This window comes from Verrucosispora sp. WMMA2044 (genome assembly GCF_027497155.1).
GTDB classification, from domain to species: Bacteria; Actinomycetota; Actinomycetes; order Mycobacteriales; family Micromonosporaceae; genus Micromonospora; species Micromonospora palythoicola.
Genome location: NZ_CP114913.1, coordinates 5,670,218 through 5,683,184 on the forward strand (window position 1 = coordinate 5,670,218; position 12,967 = coordinate 5,683,184).

At 70.0% G+C, this 12,967-nt stretch carries 12 protein-coding genes; 2 read left to right on the top strand and 10 right to left on the bottom strand.

Features of this window, described 5'->3' with window-relative positions; genetic code table 11:
• Nucleotides 1-165 precede the first annotated feature (165 nt).
• From O3597_RS25820 to O3597_RS25855, 8 genes are all read right to left on the bottom strand, one after another.
• The gene (locus tag O3597_RS25820) at nt 166-1,287 is read right to left on the bottom strand and encodes a M23 family metallopeptidase (protein ID WP_281602647.1); all 1,122 of its coding nucleotides are present in this window, start codon (nt 1,285-1,287) and stop codon (nt 166-168) included.
• Nucleotides 1,288-1,438: 151 nt separating this feature from the next.
• Complete coding sequence (locus O3597_RS25825; protein ID WP_281602648.1) at nt 1,439-2,176, bottom strand: GGDEF domain-containing protein; 738 nt, start codon at nt 2,174-2,176, stop codon at nt 1,439-1,441.
• Between the two features lie 97 nt (nt 2,177-2,273).
• Nucleotides 2,274-3,227 carry a hypothetical protein gene (locus tag O3597_RS25830; protein ID WP_281602649.1) on the bottom strand — a complete coding sequence of 318 codons (954 nt, stop codon included), beginning with the start codon at nt 3,225-3,227 and terminating at the stop codon, nt 2,274-2,276.
• Nucleotides 3,228-3,415: 188 nt separating this feature from the next.
• Nucleotides 3,416-4,777, bottom strand: coding sequence for an IS4 family transposase (locus O3597_RS25835; RefSeq protein WP_281602650.1), 1,362 nt, complete (start codon nt 4,775-4,777; stop codon nt 3,416-3,418).
• 153 nt (nt 4,778-4,930) lie between these two features.
• Nucleotides 4,931-5,266 carry an Lsr2 family protein gene (locus O3597_RS25840; protein ID WP_281602651.1) on the bottom strand — a complete coding sequence of 112 codons (336 nt, stop codon included), beginning with the start codon at nt 5,264-5,266 and terminating at the stop codon, nt 4,931-4,933.
• Nucleotides 5,267-5,406: 140 nt separating this feature from the next.
• Nucleotides 5,407-6,567, bottom strand: a complete 1,161-nt coding sequence (locus tag O3597_RS25845) for an FAD-dependent monooxygenase (RefSeq protein ID WP_281602652.1) — start codon at nt 6,565-6,567, stop codon at nt 5,407-5,409.
• 198 nt (nt 6,568-6,765) lie between these two features.
• A complete protein-coding gene (locus O3597_RS25850; protein WP_281602653.1) occupies nt 6,766-7,302 on the bottom strand; it encodes a hypothetical protein in 537 nt (178 codons plus the stop codon).
• A 97-nt stretch (nt 7,303-7,399) separates the two neighbouring features.
• Nucleotides 7,400-8,131, bottom strand: coding sequence for a hypothetical protein (locus tag O3597_RS25855; protein WP_281602654.1), 732 nt, complete (start codon nt 8,129-8,131; stop codon nt 7,400-7,402).
• A 548-nt stretch (nt 8,132-8,679) separates the two neighbouring features.
• Between O3597_RS25855 and O3597_RS25860 the strand changes: the two genes are divergently transcribed.
• Together O3597_RS25860 and O3597_RS25865 are read left to right on the top strand one after the other, a co-directional pair.
• Complete coding sequence (locus O3597_RS25860; RefSeq protein WP_281602655.1) at nt 8,680-8,805, top strand: hypothetical protein; 126 nt, start codon at nt 8,680-8,682, stop codon at nt 8,803-8,805.
• 528 nt (nt 8,806-9,333) lie between these two features.
• Nucleotides 9,334-11,253, top strand: a complete 1,920-nt coding sequence (locus O3597_RS25865) for a hypothetical protein (RefSeq protein ID WP_281602656.1) — start codon at nt 9,334-9,336, stop codon at nt 11,251-11,253.
• Between the two features lie 5 nt (nt 11,254-11,258).
• On the opposite strand, the gene O3597_RS25870 is transcribed toward O3597_RS25865, so the two are convergent.
• Nucleotides 11,259-11,627, bottom strand: a complete 369-nt coding sequence (locus O3597_RS25870; protein ID WP_281602657.1) for a hypothetical protein — start codon at nt 11,625-11,627, stop codon at nt 11,259-11,261.
• Nucleotides 11,628-11,861: 234 nt separating this feature from the next.
• Nucleotides 11,862-12,758, bottom strand: coding sequence for a replication-relaxation family protein (locus tag O3597_RS25875; RefSeq protein ID WP_281602658.1), 897 nt, complete (start codon nt 12,756-12,758; stop codon nt 11,862-11,864).
• Nucleotides 12,759-12,967: the final 209 nt, after the last annotated feature.

The following is a 12,967-nucleotide window of genomic DNA, read 5'->3' on the forward strand; positions in this document are numbered from 1 at the left end:
CGGCCGGTGAGAAGACGCCGTTGATCCGCGACCAGGGCCTCGCGCATGTGGTGCAGGTCCATGCCTGCCCGACACCTGGTGCGCCGTAGGTGGCGACGAAGGCGAGTGTCCCGGCCGCTTCGCAGGCGTGCTCGCCGCCGTGCACAGGGTCATCGTTCGTGGTGTTCATGCCGTGCTCCTGTCGGTGATGGATCGACGATGTGCCGGCGCGTTACGGCTGCTGCCGAGGGGTGCACCCATGCCGGCCATGAAGGGCACGGGGTCGACCGCGCCGGCAGCGCTGGCGTCGCCGCGAAGGTGCACCTCGTAGTGCAGGTGGGGGCCGCTGGAACGGCCGGTGGAACCGACGACGCCGATGGGCTCACCGACGGTGACCTGCTGCCCCACGGTGACGATCGGCGGCTTGTCCAGGTGGCAGTAGCGGGTCATGACCCCGCCGGGGTGGTGGATGTCGACGTACCAGCCGCATCCGGCGGTGAGGTGGGGGTCGCCGTCGCGGTGGCAGCCCCACTCGCGTCCGGTGCCGCGATGGATGGCGTTGCAGCGGACGGTGCGGACGGTGCCGGCGGACGCGGCGCGGATGGTCGTGCCGCGGGGGACGCTGAGGTCGACGCCGTCGTGGCTAGGCCGCTCGTGGCTGCGAAACCCTGATCCGACCGGGGCGAGCACCGGCTGCGTCCACGGACCTACAGACCCGCACCCGGGCAGCCCGTGCGCCGATAGGTCGGCGCGGGCGGCGATGACGGTGACCATCTGCGCCGCCGGGTGTTCCCAGGTCGCGTAGGCGTCGGGGTAGGCGCTGATCTGTACGGCCTTTGCGGCGTCGGTCAACGGCATGCGCTGCCAGCCGTTGACCGTGAGCAGCGTGGCGTAGAACCGCTCCGCGGCGTGGGCGGGATCCTGGAGTTGCACTGGTGTGCCCCAGCCCTGGCTGGGGCGTTGCTGGAACAGTCCGACGGAGTCGCGGTCGCCGCCGGGCAGGTTCCGCAGGCTGCTTTCCTGCATCGCGGTGGCGACCGCGATGACCCAGCCGCGGGCTGGGACACCGAGCCGGGCGCCGGTGGTGACGATTGCCGCCGCGTTCGTGACCTGCCCACCGTCCCACCCATCGACCGGCGGCCAGGCACCGACTGTGGTCGCCGGGGCGGCGGTCGGTTCGGTAGAGGGGTGAATCGGCAGGCAGGTGTCGGCGGCGCTGCCGGTCAGCAGGCCACCGAGCCCTCCGGCGCAGAGCACGAACACGGCGATGACCGCGATGATGGCTGTCACCAGGGACCGGATCTTCATGGATGCCTCCAGGTGTCGCCGAGACAGGAACGGCCAAGGCCCTGGCCCAGGGCGTGGCAGGTGCCAGGGCCCGGCCCGGGTGGTGGCGAACCGCTGCAGCGAGACCGCGACCGGCTGGTCTAGCGGGAAGGGCCAGGCCTTGGCAGTGGCGTCAGCGGGGGTGTGGCGTGGGCCAGTCGCGGGGGCGACCGCCGCTCGGGATGTCTCCCATGTGCTCGGCGTAGCCGTGCACCACACCGCCGTGGGCCTTGGCCCAGTACATGGCGATGTCGGCCAGGTGCAGCAGAGCCTCGGGATCGTGGCCGGCCTGACCGGTGCTCGTGTAGCCGACGCTGGCGACGATGTCGATGCGCCGGCCGTCGAGGACGAACGGGACCTGGCTGACCTCCGACCAGGCACGGTCGGCCACCGCGGCCGTGGTGTCACGGCCGCCGTGGACGATGAGGGTGAACTCGTCGCCGGAGAGCCGGGCGGCGAACACGTCTGTGCGGGTCAGTCGGCGGAGCCGTTCGGCGACCTGGGCCAGCAGGGTGTTACCGGCCCGGTGCCCGAGCCGGTCGTTGACCAGCTTGAACCCGACGAGGTCAACAACGATCACACCGACCTCACGGCAGGTCGCGACGGCGTGCGTCAGCCGTTGGATCGCCGCCCGCCGGTTGGGTAGACCGGTGGTGTCATCGGTGGTCGCCTGCCGGTGGTACCGGTCGCGTTCGACCCGCAGGGTTTCGACCAGGGTGTGCGCGTTCGCCACGACCCGGTCCAGCGTCCGCAGCCGGGTCCGGGCGCGGGTCAGCAGGGTCCACAGGCGCAGCGCCCACAGCCCGGCGACGGTCAGCCCGGCGAGGAGCCCGCCCGCGGCGGTGAGGACAGAGGTGAATGTCTGAGACACTGGTTATCGCTCCTTGTGGATGAAGGAGCACCGGGGGCAGGCGTCAGCGCGCCAACGTCGAACGCCCGCCCCCGGGCTGCCACGGGTGAGGGCGCCGCTACGCGGCCTGGTACGTCGCGACCGTGGTGTCCAGTCGCGTGACGGTGCCGGCGATGACGAGCTTGTCCAGGGCGTTGGCCACCGCTCCCGCGCTGGCCTTGTTGACGTTGTCGCCGTCGTGGGCCTGGTTGATCAGCTTGCAGATCTCGGCGATCTTGTAGGCGGTGTCCGGATGGCGTCGCAACAACTCCTGGACCTGGTCGCGCAGCTCGCCCTTGCGGCGTCGGGGCCGCGCCGACGTCCGGCGTCCGTCGCGCTGCGGCGTGCTGTCTGACGATTGGTCCGCCTGCGCGGGTGGCGGCTGCGCGACGTGCACCGGTGAGGCGGCTTCCGAGACGCTGGCACGGTCGTCGGGGCTCGGTTCGTCGCCGGGCTGGTCCTGGCTGGCATCGCTGCTCGGCGTAGCACCTCCGGGCGGCGGCGCCGATCGGTTGTCTCGCGCGGGCGGTGCTTCCGATCCGGGCTCTGCCTGCTGTTCGGGGGTCTGCTCGACCGTCGCGGCCGGGACTGCCGCCTGCTGCGGCGGCGCCGTGCCGGTGTGGTCGTGGTGTGCCGTCGTGTCATCGGTGTGCTGGTCGTCAGGCTGGCGGTCGTCGACGGGTGCGGCGGCCTTGGGCTGCAGGTCCTCCTCCGGCGGGCCGCCCTCGCGCGGTGGCGCATCGTCTGCAGCGGGGTCGTCGTCGGGTGGTGGGGCAGGCGGGATGCGGCTGCCGCCGGCGACAGCCGCGGCGGCTGTGGCGCCGGTGTCGGTCACCTGCCACAGCGTGGTGCGTTGCTCGGTGCGGATCCGCTCGGCGTAGCCGGCGTTTTCCAGCTCCCGCAGTTTGGGGGTGGTCGTGGGGTAGGCGATGCCGACGGACGCGGCGATGCTCGCGGCGGTGGCCGGGCCGCGCTCGGCGAGCGCGGTCAACACCCGTTCCAGGGTGGACGGGTTCGTGGTGCTGTCGGTCATACGATGGTTCCTTCCTGCCTATCGGGTGTGGATGTGGTGAGGGCGTGCACTCATGCACGCTTCGACCCGAGCCCGGATCAAGTCGTGTGGATGAACTCCCTGCCTACGGGCCGCGACGCCCCCGGACCGCGGTTGGCGGATCGTGGTTCGCGGCCCGTAGCGGCCGGGCTAGCGGCAATGCGGGGTAGTTAAGGTTCCGGGCTGGTCGTCAAGACCGGCCCGGCGAGGACGTTGAGGCTGATGGTGGCCTGGTAGGTGTGTCGGTCGATGTTCGGGCCGCGAGCGTTGTATTTGGAGATCGCTCGTTTGACGGTGCGGGCGTTGACGCGGAGCCGCCGTTCGGGCAACAGCTCGGCGAGGACGAGGCGGCCGATTCTGCCGACCAGGTCGATGACGGTGCCGGCGATGACACCGGCGGCGTGGATGAGCTGGTCACGGGCCGTGTTGAGCGCGATGGTGAAGCTGGCCCGGTCCGGGTCTGTGCCCGGCTCGCTGTTGGTGGCATCAGCCATCGCGGTGCGCAGGATCTGGTAGGTGATCAGCAGCGCGTGGATCTCCTGATCGACGCCGGTCGGGGTCCGGGCCCGCAGCACCCGGCCGCCGAGGATGCTCGACTTGATCTCCAGGTAGGCGGTCTCAATCTCCCACCGCTCGTGATACAACCGCACGATCGCCGTGGCCGGGTAGGCGTCCGGGTCGAGCAGGGTGGTGATCAGCCGGTAGACACCGGTGAGCACGCCGGCCTTGGTCTTGATGCTGATCTCGGCGTCGATGACCCGGACACTCTGACCGCCGAACACCGACCGGTAGGAGCCGTCGGCCAGACGGTGCAGTACCGGCAGTTTCGGACCGCCCCGGCCGGTCTTGGCCCGCACCAGCAGATGCGCCTGACGGCCGGTCACGATCGTGAGGAGATGCCCGGCGGCGAAGTTACGGTCGGCCAGCAACAACACTCCGGCGGGTAACCGGGCGAGGAGGTCTTTGGCGTAGGTGGTCTCACCGGAGGTGATCGGCCCGAACACCGCGTCGATCACCGACCGGGTGCCACACGCCATGATCGTGACCAGCCGCAGCATCGGATAACTCGACCCGCCGGTGCGGCCCCCGCGCTGCTTGCAGTACCGGGCCAGATTCGCCGCGCTGTCAGCCGCGAACAGGGTGGTGCCGTCGATCGCGCAGACCAACAGCCCGCGCCAGCGCACCGGCCCGGCCATGCTGGCCGCCGGGCCACGCAGCAGATCGAACAACGCCCGCAACGGTTGCGGGCCGAGCCGGCGTCGGGCTTTGGTCAACGCCGCCTCGCTCGGGTCCGCGACCGGCAACCCCTCCAGGCCGGCGACCAGGCGCTGCCACACCTGCCGATACCCGAGTTCAGCGAACAAACAGCCCGCGAGCAGCAGATACACCACCACCCGCGAGGGCAAATCCCGCACCCGCCGCTGAAGACAACGCGTCTGAGCGAGGACCGTATCGACCATCTCGAACGGCACCTGCTGGGTCAGCTCACCCAGATGACCCGGCGCGAACGGGCCCGCAGCGACCCGCACCACACGCGCAATGACAGACTGAACCAACAGCGGGACTCCCAGCGGTGAGGCATGTCTTGGCGGACGTACCTCTCTACCGGAGTCCCGCTGCCTGCATCCGCACCGACACGCCGCCCTTGACCAGCCACCGCCGCGCTTAACTACCCGGCATTGGGGCTAGCGGGCGGTGTAGGCGTCGCGGACGGCCGCCGGGATCGCCCCTCGGGTGCGCGGTTCGGGTAGCTGGTGCTCGCGCCAGTGGGTAGCCCACCACCGTCGGATGTCGGCATTGCGGCCGGCACCGGCCTTCTGTGGAGTTGGTGTCGTGGTGGGTTTCGGGAGGCGGCGGGCGACGGCGATGAAGGGCTGGAAGGCGGCGGCCATCCGGTCGAAGTTGGGGCGGGACAGGTCGATCTCGTACCGCACACCGTTGAAGGCGAACTGGTAGGTGCCGACCTCGTCGGTCGATCCGTCGAGGTCGTCGTAGACCATGCTGGTTGTCCTGATAGCCATCGGCTCGGGTCCTTTCGCATCGGAGACACAAAACAGCCCCCGGCCGGTACGGCAGCGGGGGCGAGTGAGGGGATCGCGGGTCTGGATGCCGCGTGGGGCAGCTTCCATGGGGCCCTTCGGCCCGGTGGAGGCGGCGCGGGCTAAGGGGTGCCGAGGCCGAGCTTGGTGCCGATGACCGGGCCGTGCCGTACCGCGGCGACGGCGGCCGGCAGGTGCCGGCGTTGCCATCCGTGCAGAGCCGCGGGCATGTCGGCGTCGTAGCGGCGGTGCTGGGTGAGCGCGACGGCCAGCCCGGCGGCCTGCTCGATGCCGTTGTTGGCGCCGCGGGCGGTGTGCGGTCGCACCGGGGCGAGAGCGTCACCGAGCAGGACCGCGTGCCCGTCACCGACCGGCCACACCATGCGGGTGGGCGGGTCGATGTCCAGCACCGGCACGGCCATCCGGGTGATGGTGGCCGCCACGACAGCCGCATGCTCCGGCGGCAGCAGCTGCGCGGCGTGCTCGTCGACATCGGCGCGGGCGGCCGGGGTGATGTGCCGGGGCAGGGCGAACACCCGCCGGGTGGGCTCCGCACCGAAACGCCGCTCGTACTCGGCGGTCGTGCAGCCGAGGTAGAACGTCCAGTCGCAGCCGCCCGGCACCGGCGCGATATTGAACTGGACGCCAGGGCAGGGCTCCAACCGGACAAAATCCCGTAGGCCAGGCTGCGGGGCGCGGTCGGCGATACCGCGGTGCGCGACGTAACCCGCATAGCGCAACACCCGCGCGGGGTCCAGCAGCCGACGGCCGATCGAGGACCGGCCGTCGGCGAACACGACCAGGTCAGCCGGGTCACGGCGGCCGTCGGCGAAGGTCAGGACCGGCCGGCCGCCCTCGTGGGTCAGACCGGTGACCCGCATGCCCGTGCGCACAACGCCCGCTGGAACCCGCGCGGTCAAGGCATGGTGCAGCAGGGTCCAGGTGGTGTTGCGGCCGGGATAGGTGCGCAGGACCGTCTGGTGCGGCCGGCGGTCGCGGACCGCGATCTGCCGGATCGTCTCGGAGTCGTAGGCGACGACCTCGCGCTGCGCGATCCCGAGCCGGTCGAGCACGTCGAGCGCGGTGTGTTCCAGGCCGATCAGCCCGCCGCCGCGCGGGGCGGACGCCGGCATGGCTTCGTAGACGGTGACGTCGCAGCCGGCCCGCAGCAACAGCAGGGCGGCGACGGGGCCGGTCAGGCTGCCGCCGACCACGGCGACGCGCAGCCGACGTCCATCGCCGACCGGGGCGGTGCGGGCGGCGGAGGCAGGGTTCGGGTCCATCAGGGTTCCCTTCGAGATGGGGTGGGAACCCGGGCACGGCCGTACGGCCGTGCCCGGGGTGCGCGGTCTGCGCGGTGGTCGGCCGGGCAACGGCCAGGTCGTGCAGGTGCGGGCGGGTCTCAGGCCGCGAAGAAGACGGTCAACAGGCGGCAGCGGGAGACCCGGCGAGATCCGGAGGCGGGCCGGCCACGCCGGCGATCACCGCAGGTGTCTGCCCCGGGAAGAGGTGTAGGGCGGCCCGTACGCGGGCCCGGCGGGTTCCGACGCCCCAGCCCGGGGCGGCCGGCGGGACCGCCGGGTGCGAGGCCGGCGGCGGGCGACGGCCAGCCGCAGGTCGGTGTCGATGGTGACCATGTCGAAGCCGGCGGCGTGGCCGGCGCGGAGCAGGTCGAGCAGCCTCCCGTCATCGAGGACGATCCGAGCCTGGACGGGGACGTGCCGGCGTGGTGGACCGCCGAGCCATTCGGTCCAAGTGATGCCGTGGATAAACCGGCGACCGTCGGCCGCGCGGTGGAACGGCTCCGCGGCGGCGTCGTCCGCGGCCGGGCTCGGCTGGACGTTCCCGTCGAGGTAGAGGCGGTCGTCGAGGTCGCTACAGCAGTCGCGCATCAGGTGCAGCGCCGGTGGAACATCAGCGGTGACGGTGCCGTCGAGGTCGACCCGCTGGCGGGCAGCAACCGCGGCGTCGGCCAGTCGCCGCACCGTCGTCAGGTCGAACCAGAGTCGCAGGGGCATGCGAGGTCACCCTTTCGAGGACTGGGGAACTCGGGTTGAGCAGCACGGGCTGTCGGACGGGCGGCAGCCGCTGCTGCGGATCTGGCTGGTCGTGTGGTCACGGGTGCAGGTCGACGGCGAACAACCGCTGGTCCTCGTCGAGGGAGTCCAGATGCCGGGCGGCCTGCTCCAGATAGGTGATCCGGTCGGCGAAGTACGCGCTGGCCGGTTGCAGCCGGTCGCCGCCAGCGGTGAGGAACGCGTCGGTACACAGCGCCCACAGGGCGTGGTAGTTGGCGTACGCGCTGGCACCAGCCTGGAACATCTCCAGGTCTCCCACGTCGAGGCGGCCCGGCCCGTACGTGGCGGCGTTGTGCATCCGCATGGCCTGCACCCGCGGCAGCCGGTGGAACTCCGCGGTCGCCATGTCTATCGGGTAGGCCTCCGGGTCGGACAGATGCCGCTGCAGGAACACCGGCCACGCCGCGGCGGCCTTCGTTCCCGCGACGACGCGCGCCCAGTGGGCGTGGCGCACGGTGGCCCCGACGTAGGCGCCGTGACGCATGCCGGCCAGATCGAGCAGCCGGATGGGCCCTCCGGCGCAGTACCGGGGTCCGGCCGTGGTCGTGCGCAGGTCGATCAGCTGCCGACGCTGCCACGGGTAGAGGGCAGGCGACGCCCAGAACCGGGGGCAGCTGGTGCCCGCCACGCCGAGGTGGCGGTGCAGGTTCCGGGTGCTGTCGAGCACCTGGGACAGGTCCCCGGACACGCAGACGATCATGGTGCGGACGACTGCCGGCGGTACGGCCACGGAGACCGGGGTGAGGGCGGGGGTCGTCTTTTTGGCCATGCGGTTCTCCTCGCTGGTGGGCGTGCTGCGGGCACGCGGAGGTGGCCGGGCCACTGGATGCGTGGTCGCCGGCTGATAGGTGGGCTGGATGTGGTGCGGGTGTGGTGGTGCGACCGTCGGGGTCGTCGCGGGCTGCTGGGCCGACCAGGCCGGTGAGGGCGGGTGGGCGTCAGGGGCCGGGGTGCGGCGACGGGGTCCGAGGGTGGGACCGACCGGGTGGAGATAGATGAGGGTGTTGTTGTGCCGTGAACCGTAGCGGCCCGATCTGTCAGCACGGAGAGAGCCGCAGAATCGGCAGAGGCCTGCTGACCTGTTGTGTCAGCCAGAGCCCGGCAGTTTAAGAGGCCTGGGCAGAGGCTCTTGACAGATTCCGTGATCTGACAGGAAAGGAGTACGCCCGACAGACCTTTGGCTGCACGACCTGAGGCGAGTGTGCCTGCCGCTCGGCGTAAGAACGGCGATGTCATCACAGCCGAAGGCCGACGCGCCGGTGATGGTGGACGAGAAGAAGGGCGGTCGTCCTGGTATTGCCAGAGGTGGCGGAGCAGGTGATCGGTGAGCATGCGCTGGGTGTGATCCTGGGCGGCGCGGCGCGGTCCTTACCGAAGACCCTGGTCACGGCCACGATGGCCCTGCGTACCGGGCACGATGATTGGATCCGGCGCGCCCGCTGATGCGGCGACCGCCACGATCAGCGACCAGGTTGCTGTCTGCCTTACCCCCGCGCTCCGTGGGATCGGGCAATACCCGACTCGTCCGAGTCAAGGGCACCGCGCTTAAGGTGACACTCGACATCGAGCCAGCCGAGTCGGATATCCGGCGGCGAAGAGCTCTCACATGGTGTGCAATCCGATCTGCTGCGGCACTGCCACTGCATCCGTACGCTAGCGTCAAGATTCGCACGCACATCGATACGTGAGGGTGTGGTCGCGATGGAATTCTCTAGTTCTCCCGAAACGCCCGATGACCTCGAAACGCCCAGGCTTCCCGAACCGCCCAAGCGTCTTGAGGTGGCCCCGCTCACGCCACTTCTTGATGACATCGACCCGAGACAGTTGTTCCAGCGTAGTGCTACTAGGGCAAGCAGCCTTCCCCTCCTGCGGCAAGGCCACCTGGCCCCCGACGAGTCACCGGATGACCACTCGGAGTTGGGGCTCGGGGGTATGACGGCACCTGACCGGCGACGCCCGTCGCTTCGTGCCTTGACCGCCGACGTATTGGACCAACGCTCAGACGAGGGCCTCGGACCAGAGGGCGGGACTGGCGAGAACGACGTGGTTGACGCGCATCCCGATCGGTCCAGGGGTGCCACCGACAACCTGCCGGAGGTGGCCACCAGCCGACCGAACGACCTGCCTGGCGACCGCGAAGCTACGGGCCGGGTTGACGAGCCCCGCGTGATGGCCGTTGATGTTTGGCGGCCAGAGCGCGACGAGGACGGGACTGCCAACGGCGGCAGTCTCGTACGGCGCGTCAGTGTGGGGGGAGTGCCGGATCTGCCCCGCGTTGTTTCCGCTGATGTCACGGTGCGAGATTCGGCGGAAATCGAGCTCTACAGTGGTCCACTTCCGGCCTCTGCGGGCAGGGAATCGGAAGTCCCGCAGACGGCGCCCAGTAGGTCGGGCGACGCGTCTGACCTCGAACCTTCGAACCGATCCCACGGCCGCGACCTGACCACCGCTCACATCTGGCGGCCAGAGCAGGACAACGGCCTTCCTGATATTCACCCCAGTCGTACCGGTTATGACCGGGGTCCAGGGCTTACAGATCAGCAGGCCGGGGTCGCAACGGATGCGCCGCTGGCGCGCCCCGACCTTGTTGCCAGCGACTATGAAGTCCCCAGTGCGGAGACCGAGCCGGCACAGGCCGACCGCGATGTCCGATCAGACGACCCACGGTGGGCAGACCACCGAGCTGCGCTCGCCTCGGAGAAGGAGCTGGCTGCGGCCGACGTCGATGAATCGGACCTCAGTCCCTTGCCGGACACGGATAGGCCCGACCAAGCCGCGTCGACACATCGGCCGGAACGTCTCACCCAGATTCAACGAGTTCACGGTGAGCATCCGTCTCCGGCCTTGGGGGACACGGCGCTGCGGGAGCCCATCTCCGACCTCGTCGCTGAGCTGGACCTCACCACGCAGTGGCATCGGCTTGTGGAGCAGCGGACCTCGCAAGTCGCGGACCTGGTCGACCGCGTGCGAAGCCTGCCAGTGGTTCGCGCCAACCCCGATCTTGTCGAGGAACTGGACGCGTTGCGGTTGGCCGACCCCGCCACATGCCTACACACGGTCAGCCATCTGCTGGCCGAGGTTCTCGAGCTCAGATCAGCGCCAGACGGCGGGAACGGCTTCCACGAATGGATGGCGGCTCTCGACGCACTCGCCACCAAGGCCGCACGACTGCAGCCGGAAGCAGTGGTCGCTCCCGATGCGCGCGGCCACATCGACGGGCGGATGCCAGCTGGACCGGTGTCGGAGGTGACGATTCGCGACTCGGTGGGCGTGATGTGGGGTGCCCACAACCGGCTCAACGTTGAACACCGATGCGTGGTGGACAGCCCGATCATCGAAGTAGCCGAACTGATCGACATGGACGACGGAGAACCGGTCTTCAACTGGTCGGCCTGGCGCTACAACCCCGCCCGCACGTCCGGCCACCGACCAGTTGCAGGCGGGGTGGTCGAGACATCACTGCACCACGGATTCCTAACCAATATCTGGAACTGCACCGGGATCACTGTCGGCGACCGCAACAAGGTGAACCTGACCTACGTCCACCGGATGACGTCCTGCGAGGTAGATCTCGTGCCGCTGCTGCGCCACCCGCGGGTGCGAGCCGACCTGGCGCTGTGTCGCGACGACTCGCCGGAGAATGCAGAGGCCGCGGAGGAGGCCCGCCGCCGGCTGCCGACCACCGTGGCACAAGCGGTGCGGGCAATCGACATAAGTCGACTGATCTCCGAGGAAGAGGTTGCCGCCTGGGCTGCCCGAATGCCCCCGCCTCAGGTCCGCGGGCGAGTGAGCACATTGACCATCAAGCATGGCTTCGGAGTGGCGGTCGGGATCGACCCGACGGTGACCTGGAACCGCACCACACGGATCAATCCGATCCGGGTCAGATGACGTGGCTAGCCGTTGAATGTGAAGTTGTTCGTGTTGCCGTCGCCGACGACGACACCCTTGCTGTCGTAGATGTACACCTGCTGGTGACCGGGTGGCCGGGTCACATCCAGCAATGTCCGAGCCGCGTCGAGCACGTCTTCGTCCTGGTCAGCTCCGACTGCAGTGAGATCGTCGCCGATCGCGGCGACCCAGCGGTCCGGGTCGGGCTCGGGCACCTCGAGCGCCTGCTGCGCCCCCGGCCGGCTGGTAAGTCGGGCGCGTAGCAGGCCTTTCAGTGCGGCATAGGTTTCCCGCACCGCGTCGCCAGCCACCCCCGTGGTGCCAGCGAGGGCCCCGGCGGCCAACGCCGCGGCGATGAGTTCGATCCCCGACATCGCAGCCCTCCAGGAGGTGATGACACGTATTCCGGCTGATCCGCAGCCGCTACGGTAATCCGCCGCGCCAAGTGTCCCGCGGCGACGAGGCAGCCGATGTCGCGTAGGCGAAACTGCTGTAGTCCGACCGGTGTCTCGGGATTCTCGGGCGCAAGTACCTCATGAACAGCGAGGCCAAGCGCGACCAACGCCGTGTTCTCACCGTCGCTGAGTTGCGTCACCTTCGGCGGGTAGTCACGGCGGCCTGGGCGTCTCCGCATCGCAGGCAGTGAACCGGTTCGGGTTCGTGGCCGCGTGCGGGCCGTGGTCGCTGGGAAGTTCGTGCAGGTGCCGCAACCGGGCAGGGTCGCTGGTGAGAGTCCAGACACGTCCGGCGGGGTCGGCGCCGTGCACGGCGGTGGCGATCGGCATCGGCGTGGGGATGCCGGCGAGCGCGTCGAGGAGGTGGCGTTCGCGGGCCCGGCTGGGCAGCCGGAACAGGACGGGGTAGCGGGGGCCGAATTCGGTGACTCGTTGGTAGGCGCGCAGTTTGGCCAGGACTCGTCCGAGGGGTTCGGTGCCGTTGTCGTGTTCGAGGAAGAACCCGACGGTGGTGTCGTCGACGGTCCAGATGCCGTGGCCGTCGGGTTGGATTCCGGCGGCGCCGTAGGCGTTGGTGGTGTGTTGTTCGGACCACCATCGGTGCAGGCGGGCGTGGGGGTGGGTGCGGGTGTGGGCGATCAGGTCGGTGAAGAAGTCGTTGACGCCGAGGAGGTGGCGCAGTTTGCGGCTGCCGAGGATGCGGTCGGCCCGGCTACGGCTGCTGCGGGGCGCCTTCGCGGTGGGGTTGTCGGGGTCGTGGTAGGCGTCGCGGTGCAGGCGCAGCCCGAGGGGTCCGAGCGCGTACAGGTATTGGGTGGAGTCGGCGGCGCTGGTGTCGACGAACCGGTCGACGGCGGTGATGCGGTGCAGCAGGGTCAGCCGCAGTCGGGCGCTACGGTCGGACGGGAACAGGGCTTTGGTGATCTGGCGGGTGGACAGCAGGTAGTGCTCGGCGAGCCAGGACAGCAGCAGCCGGTCCCGGGGGGTGAGCCGGCGGGTGTGCCGGTAGGGGTCGGACGAGGCGGCGCGAGGCGGAAGACGACCGGACACGGGCAGGTGCTCCTAGGGGGAGTGGGCCCTCCTTTCGGAGGGTGTCTGAGTGAGCCCCGACGACACCGGCCAGCCGGCAGGCTGCGGTGCGGCACGAACAGCGCGGTCACGGGTTCTGTCAGCCGGTGTCGTCGGTGAGGGGTGGAAGGGGCGGTGGATCCCGTCGGGGATCCCGGCACGGAAGCCGGCACCGGCCGGGGTGACAGGAC